We start from the raw sequence: 21281 nt of genomic DNA on the forward strand, positions 1-21281 counted from the left end.
ATATTTCCGCCTTTCCATCCATGTTTTCACGATTTCGCACTGATTGTAGCAAAGCAATATGAATACCGTATGAACGACGGCATTCCGGGATCTTCCTGCACACAAAAAAGAGACTGCCTAAGATCCGAAGATCGGCAGTCTCTTTCTTCTATAAAACCTCGCTTTGCTTTGTTCTGGCCCTGCGGAAGTTGCCCGCTGCAAACACCAGCGTTCCGATCCAGCCGCAAGCAGCAGCCGCTCCCAGAAGCAAGGTAAGCCCCATGCTTTCATATAAACTAGCGCCAAGCAGCGGACCGATCGAGCCGCGAATGCCGAAAAGCATCAAATGGATGCCGAATACGACAGCCTCCCTGCCTGGAGCAAGGCGAAAAACGAAAGATAAAATGCCGATATCCCAGATCGCTTCCCCGACGCCCTGAATGCCGTTGCCGACAAGCACCGCCGGGTAGTTCCCGATAAAACCGTAAAGCATAGGCACGATCGCATAGGCGGCAATGCCGCACAGCAGCACATATTTTATTTCAAACCGGTCAATAATCCAACCTGCTGCAAGGTAAGTCAGCAACAGCGCGGCAAAATACGAAACACGGGCATAGCCGATTTGAGCGTTGCTAAGATCCAGCACTTCTACCTGAATGATTTGGTATAACGGGTTTGACAGCATATTGCCAAACCCTGCAAACATCGTTGCGCCGAACATAACGGCAAGCGGCCGGTTGTTTCTGACCAATTCCCATTGCTCGGCGAAGGAGAAACGCTTAACTGGACCGGCAGGCTTTGCCATCGCTTTCTTTGGCATCCGCACGGTATTAAAAAGAAATATTGACGCAACTCCGGCGGCCGAAGCGGATATTAACGGCCACTCTGGACCTGAGGCGTCTGCCCAATTGCCGACAAGGTAAGCCAGTGGAATCATGAGCATGCCCATGGCGACTCGCACATAGCCCATTATTCTCCCTCTGACGTCAGGAGGGTACAGACTCGACACGAGCGATGCATAGGCTGGCGCTTGCACGCCCATCAGCAATTGGATAACGAGCGCTGTAACGACGTATACGGCTGGGTCGGCAAAAAAAGCAGGCAGCAACAGCAGCATTCTGCCGATTAAATTCGGAATCATCACGAACGGTTTCGGATTTCCGCTTTTTTCGATCCAATTCGCCCATACCGGGGAAAACAACAGTCCGATCGCCGGAGCGGCGGACAGCAACCCGGTCTGCAGCGAGGTGGCCCCTTGCTGGATGGCAAACGGGACATAAAATTGATTGAATACAACGTTGAACAGGCTGAATAAGATCGACGCTCCAAAATCGATTTTGGAATTAAGCCACACGCGCGGCGTCATATTTAAACCGAATTTATTTACATTTCCTTTGGCTTCCATCGTAATCTCTGTTCCTTCCGGATGCCCGATTGCGGCTCCCTGATGATAGTGTACACGCTTAACTGTTGCTTTCATTAGAACAGAGAACGACGAATACCGCAACACTAAATTCAGCGCGCTACATTATGATCATAATAAGAGCAAAGCAAACGACGGATACGGCCGTGTAGCTCCAGGCAGACACTCGATTGCAATCTTTGCGCGACCAAATCCGATACAAGTACCAGATCGTAAACAGAGCCGATACGACGGTAATCGCAAGAATCAGCGCATCTATAAACGGGTCGTTCAAACTTTGACCGCCATTCTTGTGATTATGTATGCTGCTGGTCAGCGTGGCTCCGCCTGTGACAAGCACTGGAAGCAGCATATGAATGCCGTGCACGATTATCGGAAAAATCAAACCGCCTAACGACAGCAGCGAGCTGCGCGGCAATTTTTTATTGGACAAAACAAAACGCCCCCATTCGCATACAAGTTCGAATCCCTGCATTTAATACTTACTGCAGAGTGCCGACTGAATATGCCGAATGGGCGGCAACTTAACGATCGAAGGCATTTGGATTGGATTGCCTTGTACTTATGCGTAATTTTTCATTCCGCGCCAATAAGCGATCAACGCCTTATTGATGCTGTCGTCCAGCTTCACCGGCATGCCGAAGCCGCCGGCGAGCTCCAACGAGGCAAAGCCATGCATAATGCTGCGCAATCCGCGCACAAGATGAATCGCCTCTTCCTCCTCTAGCGCCTCTCCCCTAATCAGCTGAATCATAAGCGCCACCAGTTCGTCGCTTACTTCTCTCAGTTCTGCTGCCGTTTCAGCATCCTCGCTCGCTCCGTCATGCACAGAAGAAAGCGTTGCTTCATATAGACCGGGATGCTGCCTTGCAAAGCCGATGTACGCTTGCCCGACGGCTAATACGGCATCCTCCCCGGAGCGGCCGACAGCGGCCCGCATCAGTCTGTCGTTGAGACGATTCAAACCGAATACGGCCAACTTGCAGCGCAAACCGTTTAATCCGTTAATGTGGTTATATAGCGACGGAGAACGGACCCCGAGCGTCTGCGACAGCGAAGCGAGCGTCACCTCCTGCATTCCCTTTTTATCAGCGATAGCGGCGGCGGCCTCCAGTATCGTTTGTAGATCCAGTCCTGCGCGTGGCGACATATCATTTCTCCTTTGACGTATTCATCTGTTTCTCCGCTTCGGCAATTGCTTGCCTCATGGCAGCTGCCGGCTCCTGAAGCAAATCTCCATGGCCTACAGCAAGCACGGACGGATTCAAGGCAAGCAGCTTTCGAGCGCTGTTAACGGAAGCTTCCTTATTCCACGTAGCCCAAGCCGGGAACGGGAACCATGGCCGCAGATGACCGCTCACCGCAACCCCGCCCCTTGTCTGGAAGGCGTCTCCGGCAATAAGCGCGCCGCTTCTTTCATCCAAAAAAGCCATCGATCCCGGCGTATGACCCGGGGCGGCTACAGCCAGCAGCGATCCGATTCTGTCGCCATCCTGCAGCAAAGTATCCGGCACCGTTCTAATCGCTCCAGGCTTCGGAATGCCGCCCCTCAGCGGCGTATTCGGTTCACCCGAATCAAGCGACCGTTCGCCGGCGAGCAAGCGGGCATCTCTTGCCGAAATGCAAACAGCGGCTGCGGGAAACCGTATTTTCAATGCGTCCAGCGCTCCGATATGATCCCCATGCGCATGCGTCAGCACAATTCGTGCAACCGGCTTTCCTTTACCGATGCTTTCCGCCGCTTTGCTAATCGCATCTGCGCTGTTCGGCAGCGCTGCATCTATAAGCGTCAGCCCGTCTTCTTCCTCTACCAGATAACAGTTCACCGGAAATAATGAAGGCATAAACGTAAGCTGATAAACGAAACTGGAGCCAGAACGAGTCAATCTCATATCAACTAACCACCTTTGCATTTAAACTAATATTATTAGTTAAATAATAAACTAATACCATTAGTTTATGCAACCATTTTTTTTAAATGGGCTTGAGCTCGTACAACTGTTCTACGCGGCATCCAATTACAGCGGCAATTGAAATGGCCGCCTTCAACGGCATAATTCTCTTGTTCTCCATATAGTCGGCAATCCGCTCCGGCTTATATTGCAAAGCTGCAGCCAGTTGCAAGGCGGTCATGCCCTTTTCGGCCAACCTTTCATCAAGCAGACAAATGCCAAGCTCAACCTTCATATCGCTCACCTGCGCCGACAAGGGCAATCCGATGGCGGAATTCGCCGAGCTCCGGACTTCTCAACTCAATGACATCGCCAATTGCGCATACTTTAGGATTGCTTGGCGTTCCCGTCAGTATGACGTCGTACGGATTCAGCGCCGTTATATGCGAAATATGCGAAATGAGCCAATTGACCGGATAGAGCATCGAAGCTGTACTGTCCTTCTGGACCGGTTCCCCGTTAACCCGCATTTCGAGAGTAATATTTTGATGGTCGCGTACTTTGTCTGCCGATATAACAGGACCGATCGGCGTCATTTGATCGAACATTTTGAAACGGCCGTTATCCCAGTGGCTGCTTGCCGTCATATCGTTTGCAAGCGCATAACCGGCAATATAGTCGGCCGCTTCCGCTTCCGACACTCGTTCCGCACGTTTTCCGATAATGACGGCCATCTCAACCTCGCAAATAAATTCCGTAATGTCGGGAGAAATAAAGTTCGTACCCGCCGTTACGAGACTGCCCGGCGTTTTCATGAATAAGGATAAGCCGTCCTCCTCCTTCAACCCCTTCTCCTCGCGAAAAAGTTTAAAGTTCGGCCCTGTTCCAATCACTTTGCCTACGTTCTCGATCCACTGCCTTGAGCTAAGTTGTAATGCCATCGACATAAGTGAAGCTTGCCCTCCCAATTATATTATTTGTTCCAATCGAACCCGATTGCGTTCAAAAAGGCTCGCGAAAGCACCATATGTCCCGCCGCTGTCGGATGAACGCGATCCCATGCCAGCGTTGCCGAATAAAGCTCGGTCAGCACTCCATTAAAGGCTGCTTGCGTATCGACGAATAGGCTGCCTGTATCCGCCGCGACTCGGCGAACGATTTCGCCGTAAGCGTCCATTGTTTTGCGCATCGCGTCATTTTCATTGCTTTCGATAAAGAATGGCGTCATGAGCACGATGCCTTTAACTCCCGCTTTCGTCTCCGCAACCAATTGGCGAAGCGTCGCCTCGTATTCGTCGGCGTAGACATGCCATTCTGTAATAAACGGCGTATCGTATTGTCTCCATACATCGTTCGTTCCAATCATCACCGACAGCCAGTCCGGCTTGCGGTCGATCACGTCCTCCTGCCATCTTTCCTTCAAGTCCCGAACGTTATTGCCGCTTGTGCCGACATTAACGACGCGAATGCCGAGCTCTGGATAGACCGCTTGCAGCAGCGCGTCAACGCCCGCGACATAGCCCTTCCCCAGCGCGCCGAATAGCCCTTCGCCTGCAGGCTTTGCACGATCGCAATCGGTAATGGAATCTCCGATGAACAACAGTTTTTGACCTTTTTCCAACAACATGACAACATCTCTCCCTGGAAAATATAATTATACGGACGTTTGCCCGTTCTGGCGCTTGAACTGCTCGGGCGTCATACCTGCGTACTGTTTGAAAAGCCTGCTGAAATGAGCCAAATGTTTAAAGCCGAGCCGAAAGCCGGCTTCGGTCACTGACAGCTCCGGCTCCAGCATAAACATCATTTTGGCCTCGTTAATTCTGCGCCTGTACATATAATTAAAGATCGTAACGCCCGTTACCTCCTTGAACAGCTTCGAAAGGTACGATTTGCTCATGTGCAGCTCCGCTTCCAGCTGCTCCATATGCAAATCCTCTTTATAGCAGCTCTCAAGCCATGTAATGATCCGTTGAACCGCCGCTTCTTTATCGGAGGAAAACTCCCGCCGCTCCTTCAACGGCTGAGCGCATAAACCGTAAATCAAATAGAGCAAATCGACGAATGCAAGCTGCAGCCTGTTTTCGCCGATTGAATCGCGACGAAGCTGATGCTTATGCATCAGCTCCAAAATTCGTTCCGCCTCGGCTTTATCCTCGCCGCAAAGACGCAAACGGTAGTTTTTCAATTGCTGGAACGGCTCGAGCAGATCGACCGCACGGGGCAGCTCCGCGTACGGCTTCACTAATCCAGGATCGAAATGCACAATCGAGCGGATATAAGAAACCGAGGGATCGGCCTTCGGGCAGTGCAGCGTCATTCCGTACATGATGATGAGGTCGCCCGGAGCCATATGGTAAATGCTGTCCCCAATCAGGTAGTTGCATTTGCCTTCGTGAAAATAATAAACCTCATACCTCGTATGCGAATGGAAAATCGGTTCGATGGGCGTATCTGACCGGAAACTGTAATCCAGCATCGCCTCAGCCACGATTCAGCAATTCCTTCATATAGCCGGCAAAATGCCGCAGCATTTCCGCAGAATGCTCAAACTGGCCGCTAAAATCCTCGATGCCAAGGTAGCCGTCGTAGCCGACTGCTTGAAGGTCCTCGATCACTTGCTTCCAAGGCACTGCGCCTTCCTTCAGCCCCAGCCAATCTGTCTTCCAAACTTTGCTGCCGTCTGCGGCAATGCCCTCTTGACGCCATCCTGCGTTTTTCACATGGACATGCGCAAGGTACGGCCCCAGCAGCTCAAGTCCCATTCGATAGTTTTCGTAGCCTTCATGCACCATATTGCCGGGATCGTAAAGCACGCCGATATGGCTCGGATCAAGTCCCTCTACGAGCCGGTATGCGGCGGAAGCGCTGGCCGCAATCGTGTTGTGATGCGTCTCGATCAGCCCCTTCACGCCGTATTGGGCGCAAAGCGGCTGAGCGTCGCGCAAATAGGCGCGGGCCAGCTCGAACAGCTCGCCGAACGGCCGCGAGCGATCATAGCCCGGAACGCCGAGCCGAATCGTCGACGCCCCGATGCGCCGAGCCGCTTTCAACACCTCTTCGGCGGCGGCCAAATCGCCCGCAGTCAAATATGGCGTAACGCTAAGCGATTTAACGCCGTTCGCTTCCGCCGCTTGGCGCAGGCGATCAATCATCGCGTCGCCTTCCGATGGAAGCAGCGTACTCCGATTATTGCCCCAGAATGAAGGCTTCATCTGAGCGGCACCCTCCGGCGCATCTTTGTACCGCCATTCAATGGCATCGATTCCCGCTTCGCTTGCGGCTGCCGCCAATTCCTCAGGCGTCAGCTCAGGCGTAGACACAGTAAAAACCGACAATTTCATTTTTTTCATTCTCCCCTCAAGAACGATGCGTACCGCCAGGTTCCTTCACTATTCCACTCGAATCGCTTGCTTCTGCGCCAGCAAGCAAAGCTCCGCCGCTTTGAACGTATGCGCCTGGGTCATCGCAAGCTCCGTTCCGTTCAAGCAATCCAATATAAGCGCTCCGAAATACGGGAATCCGACCTTTCCCTTAACGTCGATCTGCCGCTCGCCGTCGCCGTTGACGAGAAACAGGTTGTCTCCCGCCGCGCTTCTCGCGATATCCACATATTTACGCAGCTCGATATATCCGTTTGTGCCTACGATCATCGTCCTGCCGTCGCCCCATGTCGACAAGCCGTCCGGCGTAAACCAATCCACGCGCAGGAAGTTCGTCGCCCCGTTGTCGCCGACAAGCGTCGCATCGCCGTAATCTTCCAGCTCAGGATAAGCCTTGTTATTGTAATTCGCTACTTTGCTATGCTGGACGACCGCGTCCGCGCAGCCCGCATAGTAGAGAAACTGCTCGATTTGATGGCTGCCGATATCGCAAATAATGCCGCCGTATTTCTCCTTCTGGAAAAACCAGTCCGGCCGCATATGCGCGTTCAGCCGATGCGGGCCAAGTCCCATAACGTGAATGACTCGACCAATCGCCCCGTCCTTTACCAGCTGCCCGGCAAATTCGGCGCTCTCCACATGCAGACGCTCGCTGTAATAGACGGCATATTTGCGTCCGGTTTCAGCCGCAGCCGTTCGCGCTTCCGCTAATTGCTCCAAAGTCGTAAACGGCGTTTTATCGGTAAAATAGTGTTTGCCGTGCTTCATCACCTTTACGCCAAGCGGTCCGCGCTCGTTCGGCACCGCCGCCGCCGCGATAAGCTGAATTTCGGCATCCTGCAATATTTGCTGCTCCGACTCTGCTGGACGAACTTCAGGATACGTCTCGCAGAACGCTTTCACTTTCGCAGGATCGCGGTCATATACCCATTTCAGCATCGCTCCCGCTTCTCGCAGCCCATTGCACATGCCGTAAATATGGCCGTGATCGAGCGACATCGCTGCGAATTGAAACTGCCCTTTCTCGACGACTGGGCGCGGTTTCCCTTGCGGAGCGTAATTCATGCCGTTTGCTTTTGACATCATCAATCGTCCTTTCCCGCCTCAGTGCGTCCCTTTTACGCTAAAATTTTCATAATGGCCGAGGTCCTTCTGCTGCTTCGATTTGGCAATTTGCTCTTGAAGCTTCTCATAGAACAAATCCTCGTTGATCGGCAGATCGACCCAATTGTCTGTCCATGTAGAGAGGAGCATTGCGTTAGAGATCGCCAATCCTTTAATGCCTTCCTCGCCCGGCGCCAAGAGCGGCGTTCCGTTAACGACCGCATTGACCCAATCCTGCGTAATTTCCTTATGCTGCCCGCCTCCGGCTTGAATCGGAACATCAAATTTCCAGCATTCCGGTTGGCCAAAGCCGCCCTTGTAACGGCTATTGAAATCCGACTCCAGCTCGCGAAGCCGCCAAAATGTCATTTGATCGTTCTCGATAACAATTTTACCGCGGTCCCCGGACACTTCGAACCGGTTCGTACCCGGCGCTTCAAAGGTCGAGGTGACAAATACGCCGGTAGCTCCGTTTTCATACTCAACGTAGGCAGTCACGTCGTTCTCCACCTCGATATTGCGATGCTTGCCGAACTGGCAAAACGCGCGGATGCGCTTCGGCATAAGTCCTGTCGTCCACTGCCACAGATCGAGCTGATGCGGGTCCTGATTAATGAGCACGCCGCCGCCTTCGCCTGCCCATGTCGCGCGCCAGCCCCCGGAATCATAATAGCTTTGCGAACGATACCAATTCGTAATGATCCAGTTCGTCCGACGCACCTCGCCAAGCTCGCCGGAAGCAATCAAATCCTTTAGCTTTGCATAAAGCGGATTCGTGCGCTGATTGTACATAATGCCGAACACTTTTCCGCTGTGCGCCGCGGCTTCGTTCATCTCCCGAACTTGGCGCGTATAGACGCCCGCCGGCTTCTCGATCAACACATGCAGTCCGCACTCCAAAGCGGCGGTCGCTTGCGCGGGATGATCGTAATGCGGCGTACAAATAAGTACGCCGTCTACTGTGCCAGAGCGAAACATCTCCTCCGGCGAACCAAACCGATGGATATGATCGCCCCACTGCTGCGCCGCCTCTGCGAGCCGTTCCGGCCGGACATCCGATACAGCCGTCAGTTCCGCTCCTTTTATGCCTCCTTCAATCAAATAACTTGCGTGTCCAGACCCCATATTTCCTAAACCGACTATGCCGATTCTCATCTTCGCCAAAACCGAAACACCCTCTCTTCGTTCGAGTGATTAAGCTTTCTTTCTCAGTCCATTGTAACATCGATGCTTTGAAAGCGCTTGATTGATAAGAGCCAATATCGCCCGTCATTTAACTGTCATTGTTCTAAATTGAATATTTCCTATGTTCTTTCCGCCATCCTCGACTGGCCTATTCTCCTCCGTAAAAAGCACAATTTGTGATCATCTTGTGAAATCATTCACAAACACCTTGTCAAAATGTTCCCTCTCGCATATGATAAATTCATCAAGAGGTTGTGAATTAAATCACAAGTGGTTGGCGTAAATCTTGTTTGTGAAATGAATCACAAATCAAGGCCGCAACAACTCAAGCGCATGATCCCCTGCTCTGGCCAGCGTCAGTGCACGGAAGTGATCTCACTTTTGTGAATTAATTCACAAAACATCTCAAACCGGTTCACCATCCAAGGAGGAATTAACGATGACAACAATGAAAATCGCCGTAATCGGCTGCACGCATGCCGGCACCGCTGCCGTAACCCAAATGGCTAAATTATATCCCGAAGCGAAAATTACAGTCTACGAGCGCAATGACAATGTATCGTTCTTATCGTGCGGCATCGCTCTTCATGTAGGCGGCGTCGTGCAAGACGTCAATAAGCTGTTCTACGCTTCGCCGCAGCAGCTTGCGCACATGGGAGTCATTATGAATCTGCGCCATGATGTGCTGGAAGTCGATACAGAAAACCGGACGCTAAGAGCGAAGGATTTGACGACAGGCCGCACTTTCGTCGATACCTTCGACAAACTCATCGTGACGACCGGCTCGTGGCCGATTATACCGAACCTTGCAGGCATGGATCTCGAAAATATTCTTCTGTGCAAAAACTACGCCCACGCGCAAACCATTATCGAGAAAGCAAAGCATGCCGACCGCATCACCGTTATCGGCGCCGGCTATATCGGCATCGAGCTTGTCGAAGCGTTCGAGCAGCTCGGAAAGCAAGTTACGCTAATTGACAATATGGAGCGCATCCTGTTCAAATATCTCGACCGCGCATTTACCGATGTGACAGAAGCAGAGCTTATGGCGCGGGATATCCGTCTGGAGCTTGGGCAAACCGTAACCGGCTTCCAGGGGGATGAAGGCCGCGTGACGAAGGTCGTTACGACAGCCGGCGAGTATGAGACCGATCTGGTCGTTCTGTGCATTGGCTTCCGTCCAAACACCGAGCTGCTCAAAGGACAGGTCGACATGCTGCCAAACGGCGCTATCATCGTCGATGAATATATGCGCACGAGCAACCCGGACGTATTCGCAGCCGGCGACAGCTGCGCCGTCTTCTACAACCCGACACACACGCACGCCTATATTCCGCTCGCGACGAACGCCGTCCGCATGGGTACGCTGGTCGCACGCAATTTGCTGCAGCCGACCGTTCGTTATTTGGGCACGCAGGGAACTTCGGGCATTAAAATATTCGACGAGAATATCGCATCGACCGGCCTGACGGAGCAAGCGGCGCTTGATGCCGGGCTAAACGTTAAACAGGTAACGCTTGAAGAGAATTATCGTCCGGAATTTATGCCGACCTATGAAAAAGTGCTGCTCAAGGTCGTATATGAAGCCGAGACCCGCCGCATCGTCGGCGCGCAAGTGATGTCGAAGGCCGATTTGACGCAAGCTATCAATACGATGTCGGTCTGCATCCAGAACGGAATGACGATGGAAGAGCTGAGCTTCGTCGACTTCTTCTTCCAGCCGCACTATAACAAGCCATGGAATTTGCTCAACCAGGCAGGGCTTCAAGCGATGTAATTAACGAGCTATCCGGGAGCTTTCGCCGGCGCATCGCGTTGCGCATAAGAGCTGCCGCCGAAATGACGAGAATCGTCAATATATAGACGATTCCTACCCTTAACGGATGAACGACAGTGACGAGCTCTTCCCATTCCCTCATCGTTGCCGGCAACGTCAGCGCCATCAGCTGGCCGAGCAAGCAAAGCGGATTAACGAGAATACGCTGATCCTTCAGCCGGAATAGATCCGTTACTATCGTCAAAATCGCAAACATCGTAATTGTGCCTTCATTAGCGAGCCTGCGATCATCGACATGCCGATGATCGCTTCCATTCGCTCGAAAATATCGCCAATCTCGATGATTTGAGCCAGCACGAAAAACGGATATTTTTTAATTGACGAAAGCGGGCCCAGCGTCATTATTGTCGCGACAGTTAACATGGCCAAAATGATCCCTCTTAACAGCATGGTGCCGAGAAGCATCCGGCTCAGTTTCTTCGGTGATCCTTTGCGCACATAGGGCAAAAACGGCAATAAACAGAACGACTTCCCCGTAAGGAAAGCCTGAGGTCAAATAGCTGCCAAGAATTAAAGGCTTCAACCCTTCGGGAAACATCGGCTGAAGAAATTCCGGATGATAATTCGGATAAGCAGCAAGATGACGATAGCCCAGAAAAATAAAATGATCACGATCAGGATGTTAAACATCCGAGCGATTGTTTCGATGCCGGATCTAAGCAGAAGCTCAGTTACTATAAAGATCAAACCGGTAAAAATATAAATTGGCGTCTCCGGCAGCATTATACTGGTCATAAAGCCTGCGACATCGATCAAGATGCCGGATGCCATATGAAAGGCCATCGTCAGCATGAAGCCAGCAACCGCATAGGTAAGCCAATTGCCGACCGTCCACCGGCAAATTTCAATGAACGACTGGCCGGGGTACAGCCGGATTAAGTCCAGCATCAACAGCAGCAGCGCAAGACCGCCATGCCGCATTCATCGCCTGTACCTTAGAGAAGCATAGTTACCTTGCTCGTGTGCTCCAACCACCCTTCTAACGTACATTTGTACCTTAGAGCTCCTCAGTTGCAGCTTCCTAACCCATCCAAGGTACATTTGTACCTTAGAGAAGCATAGTTACCTTGCCCGTGTGCTCCAACCACCCTTCTAACTTAGAGCTTCTCAGTCGCAGCTTCCTAACCCATCCAAGGTACATTTGTACCTTAGAGAAGCATAGTTACCTTGCCCGTGTGCTCCATCCGCCCTTCTAACGTACATTTGTACCTTAGAGCTCCTCCGGCGCAACTTCCTAACCCATCCAAGGTACATTTGTACCTTGGAACAAAGACCTGGCAGTTGGCTGCTGAACGGAGCAAGCGAATGATTCTGGAGAAGCGCCAGCGTTCGCCTTTGTATACGGATTCCATCCCATTTCAAATTGATTCGAGGAATCCGTATACAACAGCGATCGTAAGAACATTCGCTTGCGTAGTTTGTGACCTGGCAGTTGGCTGCTAAACGGAGCAAGCGATTGATTCTGGAGAAGCGCCAGCGTTCGCCTTTGTATACGGATTCCATCCCATTTCAAATTGATTCGAGGAATCCGTATACAACAGCGATCGTAAGAACATTCGCTTGCGTAGTTTGTGACCTGGCAGTTGGCTGCTAAACGGAGCAAGCGATTGATTCTGGAGAAGCGCCAGCGTTCGCCTTTGTATACGGATTCCATCCCATTTCAAATTGATTCGAGGAATCCGTATACAACAGCGATCGTAAGAACATTCGCTTGCGTAGTTTGTGACCTGGCAGTTGGCTGCTAAACGGAGCAAGCGATTGATTCTGGAGAAGCGCCAGCGTTCGCCTTTGTATACGGATTCCATCCCATTTCAAATTGATTCGAGGAATCCGTATACAACAGCGATCGTAAGAACATTCGCTTGAGCAGTTTGACCGCCACAACAACATACATTAAAAAAAGGAGTCCCGCGCCATCAATGACGCGGGACTCCTTTTGAACCTTACTTAATGCCTTGCGCCGTTACATACGCTTGCCATTGCTTCGTATACTCGGCTTGGATTTTTTCAAGGCCAGCTTGTTTCGCCTTCTCGAGGAACGTTTGCAAACCTTCATCAACGTTTTTCACGAGACCTGCTTGCAGCGGGAACAGATATTGTTTCTCCACTTGCTCAAGCGCCGCTCTCTCCGCTTGGTATGCGGTGTAATCCTCAGCGAAGCCTGTAAATTTGTCAGGCACTTGGATTTTATCAAGCTCGTCGAAAATCGCTTTTACGCCGTCATAGTTTTTGTCGAACAGCATGTACTCCGGATTACGCCACGCCCAGCCGTTCATGCCTTCGCGAGGGAAACCGTTCGTGTTGGAATCGCCGATCATTGTGTAGTAGCCGTCTTTCACTTCATAGTTTTTGCCTTCGATGCCGTATTGCGTCAACAGGTTGTAGCGTTTGTCCGTAACCATTTTCTCGTAAAACGCCAGAGCGCGTTCCGGGTTTTTGCTGCTTACCGGAATCGCATATCCGTTGTGGATCGGATGTACAGGAGTAGCAATGCCGTTTACTTTCGGATACGGCGTGTACCCCAGCTTCCAGTCCGGATGCGTGGATTGCAGCTTAATAACCATGTCGTTGTAACGATTCGGGTTGTCGCCAAGAATGGCAGCCGCTTTGCCGCTCGTAATTTGATCTTGCAGCGTATCTTTAACGTTCAGCACGTTTTTAGCCATGTAGCCGTTGTCCTGCCAACGCTTCAGCGTGTTCAAATCTTCTTTTTGCTCGTCCGAACCCCAGTACGAATAGATTTCGTTAGGCGTATCGTATTTGATGCCGATGCCGTAAGGAAGCGCGCCTACTGGAGCGTGCGCTACGCCTCTGAAACGGTCCATCAGGTTCGTTTTCACATCGGAGTTCATCGACAGAGGCGTCAACGTCGACTCGTTTTTCTTGATGCCGTCCAAGTATTGCTCGAACGTTGCAATGTCTACCGGAACAGGCAGGTTGTATTTCTCGCGAAGGTCTTCGCGCCATACGAAACCGTCCGTTACGTATTCTTTATAAGTAGCTGGCACTGTGAAAATTTTTCCGTCGATTTTTACAGCTTCCCACATATCCTTCGGAACGAATTCGTTCAGCTTCGGAGCGGCAACCGGAAGCAGCTCGTCGAGCGGCTGAAACGCGCCTTTTTTCGCATAGGATTGGTACTGTGTCCAGTCAGCCGTGAAGATCAAGTCGACTTGCTGGCCCGAACCGAGCAGCAGCTTATATTTTTGATCCCAGTCGGTCCAAGACGTGTAATTGAATTTAACAGTCGCATTCAAATCTTCAAGCGCCATTTTGTTGATTTCTTCTTGAATGATTGCGAGATCTTTAGGCGCGTCGCCCAGCATGTAAAATTGAAGCTCCACTTTTTTCGAAGTATCAAGCGCCGTTTTCTCGCCGCCTTCATCCGGTTTTGCGCTGCTTTCAGTTGTTGCCGCAGGCTCATTCGTCTTGCCCGCATTGCCGTTATTGCCGTTGTTGCCCGAACTGCAGGCCGCGAGAACCGAGATGAACATAATGACGGTAAGAAGTAGAGTGACCGTTTTTGCTGCTTTCTTTGTCATGTGAACCCTCCTAAAAAGTTTTGTTTAGCGTGGCTTTCCGACTGCGCTTCGTAACAAAACTACCATCGGAAATATACGCCTTTTGTTTGATTCTATCTATGTTAGCTAAACGCGGAATCGATAAATCCCTTGTTCAGTTCTAACCTTTCACCGCTCCGATCGTCAACCCTTTGACAAAATAACGCTGAACGAACGGGTACAGGAACAGTATCGGTCCTGTTACGATAATCGACATCGCCATCTTCGTGGACTCGGTCGGCAGATCGCTGCCAAGCGATACGCCGGTGCCTGCGCCCATCTGAGCGACGAAGCTCATCGCGTTAATGACGTTGTACAAGTAGTATTGCAGCTGGTATTTCGTCGTATCGTTAATGAACAGCGACGACGAGAACCAGTCGTTCCAGAAATGAAGCGCGAGGAACAGTCCGACGGTTGCGATGCCCGGCATCGACAGCTGAAGCACGATGCGCGAGTAGATCGTAAAGTCGTTGGCGCCGTCGATTTTGGCCGATTCGACGACCTCGTCCGGAACGGCGGAGCGGATAAAGTTTTTCATCAATATAATAAGGAACGGCGTCATGATGCCGGGAGCAATCAATACAGTCAGCGTATCGGTCAGCTTTAAATACTTCGTCATGAGAATGTACCATGGCACAAGTCCCCCGCCGAACAGCGTCGTGAAATAAATAATAAAGGAGAAAAAATTGCGGTATTTGAAATCTTTTCGCTGCAGCACGTAACCGGCCATCGTCATTAGGAACAGCCCGATAAACGTACCGACAACCGTCGTGTAGACCGTTACGCCGTAGGCGTTCAGCACCTGCTTCGGAAACCGGAATACGGTCTCATACCCTTCTAATGAAAAGACAGTCGGGATAAAATGATAGCCGTCCTTAATGATCGCTTCGTTTTGCGTAAAGGATGCGGAAATAATGAGCAGGAACGGGAACAGGCATGCAATTGTCGCAAAGAAAATGACGGTATACGCGATAAGCCGGAACCATTTCATATATTTATCTTCTTTGATTTTCATAGGTACCTCCTACGGTTACTTACTGTGGGTGGGCTGTGGCTCGTCGATTAGAACAATGCGTACTCGTCGTTGATCTTCTTGATGATGTAGTTGACCGTCATAATCAGAATGAATCCGAAGAGCGACTGATAAAGGCCGGCTGCCGTCGACATCCCGATATCGAACGTCACTTTCAACGAACGGTATACGTAAGTGTCGAGAATGTCGGTCGTATTGTACAGAACGCCATTGTTGCCGATCAATTGATAGAACAAATCGAATTGGCCTTTCATAATGCTGCCGAGCGCGAACAGGAGCAGCATGACGAACGTCGTTTTCAGCATCGGAACAGTAATGTACCATACCCGTTGGAAAATGTTCGCGCCATCGATTTTGGCCGCTTCGTAATACTCATCGCTGATGCCCGTAATCGAAGCCAGGTAGATAACCATGCTGTAGCCGATATTTTTCCACAAGTAAAAAATGATAATAAGAAATACCCAAATCCAAGGCGTATTGTAGACGTCAACCGGTTCCGATCCGAGCTGTTCGAGCATCGTATTAAGGAAACCGCTGTCATAATTGAACACGTTGTAGACAATAACGCTAAGAATAACGAAAGAAACAAAGTAAGGCAGAAACATGATCGATTGCGTAAGCTTTTTAAACCAAGCAACCTTCAGCTCGCTGAGCAGCACCGCCAAAGCGATCGCCAATACGTTTCCTAACAGAATAAACGCGATGTTGTAGCCGACCGTATTTAATGTCAGCTTCCACAAGACGCCGGACTTCCATAAGAAACGAAAATTTTCGAATCCGACGAATTCACTGTTGAACAAGCTTTTAGCGAAATCGAACCGGGTAAACGCGTAGTAAACGCCGACCATCGGTAAATACGAATTAATTAGGAAAAACAATAAGGCCGGCAGCAGCATTAGAAACAGCAGCCGATTCGTGACCAGTTCCTTGAGCAATCCATTTTTTCTTATCATGCAGATAATGTCTCCCCTCTCAGCTTTCAGCGCTTGCTAGTTGTGTGTTTGTATGTTGCTGTCTGATCTGTTTCTGTTCCCAATGTACACGCGGCCTCATTTCCCGAGAAAGAGCAACATTGCAAAAACAGTGAACAATACGGCGAAAAAGCGAGTGAACGAATTAAACTTCTATGCATTTTTAAGCTTTTTCGGCCAATTTGGACTTTAGAAGAGCGCAATCCGCACAGTAAAAAAACCTTGAAAGCTTCGCGTTAATCGCGAGCTGCCAAGGTTTTTTACAGTCATTTCCGCTGTTTTTGCAAAATCATAACGCCATAGGGCTCAAGTTCAACCGTCGATGTTACGATTTCGTTTGCCAATAGGTCGAGGTAAACGTCCTCGCCGAGCTCAACCTCCGCTTTAAAGCCGTTGTGATTAAGCACGAAGTGATAAATGGCTCCGTCTTTCGAGCGCTGCGCGAGCTCCACGCCCTCCGCCGCGCTGAACGGTGCTTTAATGTCACGCTTCTCGCATAGCGTACGAATCAAATCGTTCAGCAATCGCTGCTCCGGCGCAGTCGCCACGTAGTAGGCCTCTCCTTCGCCGTAACGATTCACCGTCAGAGCCGGCATTCCCGCGTAAAAATCGGAGCCGTATGCGCCAAGCGCCTGCGCGCCTTCCAGATGAATCAAGTCGCATAGCAGCCCGCATTCGTAGCTCCCTCGTACGTGGCCGAAGCCATCCCCAATCTCTACGCTGTTGCGCATATCCGGCGTCAGGCTGTCGATCTCTTCAACCCATACGCCAAGAAGCTCTCTTAGCTTGCCCGGATAGCCGCCAAGCGTGACGATATCGTTCTCGTTGACGATGCCGCTGAAGAACGTCGTCACGAATGTACCGCCGTTCTTCACGAACGCTTCGATCCGTTCCGCTACGCCTGGCTTCAACATGTACAGCACCGGCGCAATGACGATGCGGTATTTCGAGAAATCGCTGAGCGGGCTTATGACGTCTACGGGCACCTTATAATCGTAGAACGCTTTATAATACTGCTGCGCCTGCTCCAAATAGTTCAGATCGACGCTAGGCCCGCTAGTCATCTCCACTGCGTTCCAAGTGTCGATATCGAACAGCAGCGCCACGTCGGCGTCGATTACCGAATCCAGCAGCCGGTCGCCAAGCGCTCCCAGCTCCCTGCCCAATTGCGCGCATTCCCGGAAAACACGGGTATTCTCGTGTCCGACATGCTCGATGACGGCGCCGTGGTATTTCTCGCATGCGCCAAACGAGCGGCGCAGCTGGAAGAACATAACGGTGTCGGCTCCGTGCGCGACCGCCTGATAGCTCCACAGCCGCATAACGCCCGGCCGTTTCAGGCTGTTGTAAGGCTGCCAGTTTTGCTGGCTCGGCGTTTGCTCCATCAGCATGAACGGCTTGCCGTCCTTTAAGCCGCGCATATTATCGTGACGCATGGCGACATTGCCCATCGGCTCGTTCATTTGCGGATAGCTGTCCCACGAGACGACGTCCATCGCATCGCCCCATTTTTTCAAATCCAGCCCGTTGAACAGTCCCCAAATATTTGTCGTGATCGGAATACCCGGCGTAATCGCTTTCAGCTCGTCATACTCGCCTTGATAGCAGGCAAGGATTGAATCGGACATAAACCGTTTATAATCAAGCGCCATCGGCTGAAAATTGCGGTTGTCGCCGTTCAGATTGGATGGCGGCACAACTTCTTCCCACTCGTATACGGTGTGCCCCCAGAAGCTCATGTTCCATTCGGCGTTCAACTGCTTAATCGTGCCGTATTTGCCTTGCAGCCAGACGCGGAACGCCGCAGCGCAGTTGCCGCAATAGCAATGGGTTCCATATTCGTTGTTAATATGCCAGATCAGCAAAGCGGGATGCTCCTTGTAACGCTCGGCAAGCTTGCGTGCCAACTGGCGGGACAGTCGGCGGTACGATTTGCTGTTCGGGCAGAAGTTCGTGCGCGAGCCGTGGGTTCGTTTGCGCCCATCGACGTCAACGGGAAGCATATCCTCATATTGGCGAGACATCCAAGCCGGCTGAGCTGCAGTCGAGGTAGCCAGGCAAGCGTATATGCCGTTATCCGCAATCAAGTCCAGCAGCTTGTCCAGCCACTCCAGGCTGTACACATCTTCTGAGGGCTGCAGCTTTGCCCAACTGAACACCGGAAGCGTCACGACGTTAATGCCCGCTTCCTTGAATAGTCTCATGTCCTCCTGCCATATTTGCTCCGGCCACTGGTCAGGATTGTAGTCGCCGCCGTACCAGATCGAAGGCAATTTCGAATTTATCATTGCTTCACTGTCCCTTCTGCCAATATCATTAGAATCGGAGACAGTCTATCGGATACAGACCGCTTTTGTCACTCTTTTCAGCCCGTTTCGCCAATAAGTTCACATAGGTTTAATTTGTTCATTCCGTAATGTCAGCACCGTTCACCTGTCATCATTTGGTGCATTGTACGGCCGGAGAAGTGAAGTCTATAATAAAACCTGACGAAATTGCGATACCGAAGTGAACAATCCGGTCTTTATGGCCGAGGTAAGCAGATCATAGGTAGAAGGGGGAATCATCACATGTCTGCTTTCGACTTTAGAAGCAATGGCAAGTTATTCAGCAGGCTGCTTCTTAGCATCACTTTATGTATCGTATTGACTTTAACGGTTTCCTCCCTTATTTATTTCTTTACTTATGTCCGTATCGATCTGAAGCAGGCCTATCAATCGGACGTCAGCAACTTATCGCAAACGAGCAAGGAAGTTATCGGCATGACCGAAAGTGCGCAAGCGCTTTCCTTCCAAATCTATCGTACATATACGATCTCCAAGCTCATGTTCTATTCGGAGCCGAATATTTATGACGAGACCGCTGCGATGAACGAATTAACCAACTATTTGAGCTCTATGCCCTTTATTGAATCGATCTACGTCTACAATTCAAAAAGCAATCGCTTCTATACGACGGCTAGGGAAGGCGAAAGCGGCATTTTCAACCGGGATGAGCTGCCTGATAAAAAAATATTGGTGGTGCTGGACAACTTTCAGCAATACCGTCCGTTTACGCCGATTCCAAGATCGTATACGACACCGACGCTGGCCGGCGAGAAAACGTATAACGTATACACATATTTAGGCTACGATGCGATCGGACGAAGCCAAACGATCAACTCGGCCGTTATCGTCAACATCTCATCCGCTTGGATAAACAAAGAAATCGGCGCCATCACGAAAGACGATCAAGGCAAATCGTATATTATGGACGATCAGGAACGGCTGCTGTCCGGGGATACGCTCAGTCCCAAGGAGCTGAGCGCAGCCGATCGCGAATTGCTGGAGAAGCAGATTCGCGATCAGGAAACGGGCTACATCGTAGCTGAATTCGAAGGAAAAAAATCGCTTATTTCCTATACGAAGCCCGATTCTTTAGACTGGCAGTACGTTCGGGTCACGCCTTATAAAAATATTACAGCTACCGTCAGCTCGATTCGAAACATGACGATTCTAATTGCAATGGCGATTCTAGTCATAGGCTTGCTGACCTCGTGGCTGCTCTCCCGCATGCTGTATTTGCCGATTCATCAAATCGTAAATCAAATGAATATGCTCGAAAGCGAGAAACGAAACAGCTCCTATACAATTAGACAAAACCTGCTGCGCAAATTTATTCAAGGCGTACAGTCATTGAATACGCAAGCCCAGCTGGATAAGCTGGCCCTGAACGGCATCAAATTCGACTTTCATTCCAATTATCGTGTCGTGCTCATTAAGATCGACCGCTTTGAAAGTCTAAAGGAGTCGCGGGGCGACGATCTGCTCGCATACAAGTTCGCGATCATGAACATTAGCTGGGAAATCGGCCTGACCCATTATCAGGTTGAAAGCGTCGATATGGACGATGACTGCGTCGTTATTTTGTTGAACCCGATCGATCCGGAAGAGCAACACAACGACGAGCTTCTTCGCTCGGTGTTGAAAAACATTCAGCAATCGACGATGGATTATTTGAAAATCGGCGTTTCGATGACTTACAGCGTGGAAGCGAATGCTCCTTCGCAGCTGACCGCTCTGTATAAACAAGTAAAAGAAGCTGCGCTGCACCGCTTGTTCATTGGACACGGCGGATTAATTAGAGCCGAAGATATTCTGTCGTTGAAATCGAAGGAGTATGTCTTCCCGGCAGATAAAGAGAAGCGGATGGCGGATGCGCTTATGGCGTCCAAAACGGAGGATGCAAAGAAAGTATTCATCGACATCGTGCAGGAAACCGCCGATTATCCGTTTCAAGTCGCACAGCTGGCCGTCTCCCATTTGACGATGACGATCAACAACATTTTATCGACCATTCAGAAGAACAACAGCCTGGAATCGGACGCCGCTACAAAGTTTAAAATGCCGACCTTGGATAAGTTCGAGACCATCGACGAGCTGAATGAAATGTTCTTTACGATGTTTAATGATATTCAATCGAGACTTGCGGAAAAACGGACGATGAAGCAAGGCGACTTGATTCGCAAAATCAACGATCTGATCCATAAAGAGTACGCGAATCCGAATATGTGCCTGAACTGGATCGCAAGCGAGCTGGATATGTCTTCAATCTATATTAGCCGAGTTTACAAGCAGCAGACGCTGCATGCCATCGTCGATGTCATTAATACGGTCCGCTTGGACAAAGCCAAGGAGCATTTGGAGCAGACGGACAGCTCGATCGCCGACATTGCCGAGAAGACCGGCTACACAAGCAGCTCCTATTTCCACCGGATGTTCAAAAAAAGCTTCGGCGTAACGCCAGCCGACTATCGCAAAGTGAAGCAAGGTTAATAGCAGGGGCAGTCCTCGGTCTAACCGGCCGTTTGGGACTGCCCCTTCTTTATTTAGGTGAACAGAGCATAGTGAACAAATCATACTGTTATGCATTTTT

18 protein-coding genes and 1 pseudogene are annotated in these 21281 nt (G+C 50.6%); 2 read left to right on the forward strand and 17 right to left on the reverse strand.

Annotated features, from left to right (window positions below):
* Window positions 1-148 precede the first annotated feature (148 nt).
* The 11 genes from GOM71_RS16795 to GOM71_RS16845 all read right to left on the reverse strand — a co-directional run bounded on the left by GOM71_RS16795 (window position 149) and on the right by GOM71_RS16845 (window position 8945).
* Entirely contained in the window at window positions 149-1459 is a 1311-nt protein-coding gene (locus tag GOM71_RS16795) for an MFS transporter (protein WP_253944891.1), read from the reverse strand.
* Between the two features lie 43 nt (window positions 1460-1502).
* A complete protein-coding gene (locus GOM71_RS16800) occupies window positions 1503-1835 on the reverse strand; it encodes a hypothetical protein (protein ID WP_156283121.1) in 333 nt (110 codons plus the stop codon).
* Window positions 1836-1964: 129 nt separating this feature from the next.
* Window positions 1965-2552: a TetR/AcrR family transcriptional regulator gene (locus GOM71_RS16805; RefSeq protein ID WP_156283123.1), complete on the reverse strand. Its 588-nt coding sequence runs from the start codon at window positions 2550-2552 to the stop codon at window positions 1965-1967.
* 1 nt (window position 2553) lies between these two features.
* A complete protein-coding gene (locus tag GOM71_RS16810; protein WP_156283125.1) occupies window positions 2554-3294 on the reverse strand; it encodes an MBL fold metallo-hydrolase in 741 nt (246 codons plus the stop codon).
* An 82-nt stretch (window positions 3295-3376) separates the two neighbouring features.
* On the reverse strand, window positions 3377-3589 hold the full coding sequence (locus GOM71_RS16815; protein WP_156283127.1) for a helix-turn-helix domain-containing protein: 213 nt from the start codon (window positions 3587-3589) through the stop codon (window positions 3377-3379).
* Window positions 3579-4241, reverse strand: coding sequence for a fumarylacetoacetate hydrolase family protein (locus GOM71_RS16820; RefSeq protein WP_253944892.1), 663 nt, complete (start codon window positions 4239-4241; stop codon window positions 3579-3581). The genes GOM71_RS16815 and GOM71_RS16820 overlap by 11 nt, the downstream gene beginning before the upstream one ends.
* Window positions 4242-4267: 26 nt before the next feature.
* A complete protein-coding gene (locus GOM71_RS16825) occupies window positions 4268-4921 on the reverse strand; it encodes an SGNH/GDSL hydrolase family protein (RefSeq protein WP_156283129.1) in 654 nt (217 codons plus the stop codon).
* Between the two features lie 27 nt (window positions 4922-4948).
* A complete protein-coding gene (locus tag GOM71_RS16830; RefSeq protein WP_367649664.1) occupies window positions 4949-5785 on the reverse strand; it encodes a helix-turn-helix transcriptional regulator in 837 nt (278 codons plus the stop codon).
* Window positions 5778-6638, reverse strand: a complete 861-nt coding sequence (locus GOM71_RS16835; protein ID WP_156283131.1) for a sugar phosphate isomerase/epimerase family protein — start codon at window positions 6636-6638, stop codon at window positions 5778-5780. The genes GOM71_RS16830 and GOM71_RS16835 overlap by 8 nt, the downstream gene beginning before the upstream one ends.
* A 48-nt stretch (window positions 6639-6686) precedes the next feature.
* Window positions 6687-7760 (reverse strand): Gfo/Idh/MocA family protein, encoded by a 1074-nt coding sequence (locus GOM71_RS16840; protein ID WP_156283246.1) that lies wholly within the window; start codon window positions 7758-7760, stop codon window positions 6687-6689.
* Window positions 7761-7781: 21 nt separating this feature from the next.
* On the reverse strand, window positions 7782-8945 hold the full coding sequence (locus tag GOM71_RS16845; RefSeq protein WP_156283133.1) for a Gfo/Idh/MocA family protein: 1164 nt from the start codon (window positions 8943-8945) through the stop codon (window positions 7782-7784).
* A 469-nt stretch (window positions 8946-9414) separates the two neighbouring features.
* On the opposite strand from GOM71_RS16845, the gene GOM71_RS16850 reads away from it, so the two are divergent.
* Entirely contained in the window at window positions 9415-10743 is a 1329-nt protein-coding gene (locus GOM71_RS16850) for an FAD-dependent oxidoreductase (RefSeq protein ID WP_156283248.1), read from the forward strand.
* Here the strand turns inward: GOM71_RS16850 and GOM71_RS16855 are convergent.
* From GOM71_RS16855 to GOM71_RS16885, 6 genes and pseudogenes are all read right to left on the reverse strand, one after another.
* Window positions 10715-10999: a hypothetical protein gene (locus GOM71_RS16855; RefSeq protein ID WP_156283135.1), complete on the reverse strand. Its 285-nt coding sequence runs from the start codon at window positions 10997-10999 to the stop codon at window positions 10715-10717. The genes GOM71_RS16850 and GOM71_RS16855 overlap by 29 nt on opposite strands.
* A pseudogene (locus GOM71_RS24480) lies at window positions 10984-11724 on the reverse strand (GerAB/ArcD/ProY family transporter). The gene GOM71_RS16855 and the pseudogene GOM71_RS24480 overlap by 16 nt, the downstream one beginning before the upstream one ends.
* A 1022-nt stretch (window positions 11725-12746) precedes the next feature.
* Window positions 12747-14345 carry an extracellular solute-binding protein gene (locus GOM71_RS16870; protein WP_156283141.1) on the reverse strand — a complete coding sequence of 533 codons (1599 nt, stop codon included), beginning with the start codon at window positions 14343-14345 and terminating at the stop codon, window positions 12747-12749.
* A gap of 139 nt (window positions 14346-14484) precedes the next feature.
* Window positions 14485-15378 carry a carbohydrate ABC transporter permease gene (locus tag GOM71_RS16875; protein ID WP_156283143.1) on the reverse strand — a complete coding sequence of 298 codons (894 nt, stop codon included), beginning with the start codon at window positions 15376-15378 and terminating at the stop codon, window positions 14485-14487.
* A 47-nt stretch (window positions 15379-15425) separates the two neighbouring features.
* Window positions 15426-16349: an ABC transporter permease gene (locus tag GOM71_RS16880; protein WP_156283145.1), complete on the reverse strand. Its 924-nt coding sequence runs from the start codon at window positions 16347-16349 to the stop codon at window positions 15426-15428.
* 284 nt (window positions 16350-16633) lie between these two features.
* Window positions 16634-18655, reverse strand: a complete 2022-nt coding sequence (locus GOM71_RS16885; protein WP_156283147.1) for a beta-galactosidase — start codon at window positions 18653-18655, stop codon at window positions 16634-16636.
* 282 nt (window positions 18656-18937) lie between these two features.
* On the opposite strand from GOM71_RS16885, the gene GOM71_RS16890 reads away from it, so the two are divergent.
* Window positions 18938-21181 carry an AraC family transcriptional regulator gene (locus GOM71_RS16890; protein WP_156283149.1) on the forward strand — a complete coding sequence of 748 codons (2244 nt, stop codon included), beginning with the start codon at window positions 18938-18940 and terminating at the stop codon, window positions 21179-21181.
* Window positions 21182-21281: the final 100 nt, after the last annotated feature.

Source organism: Paenibacillus sp. NEAU-GSW1, from assembly GCF_009737085.1.
Taxonomy (GTDB): domain Bacteria; phylum Bacillota; class Bacilli; order Paenibacillales; family Paenibacillaceae; genus Pristimantibacillus.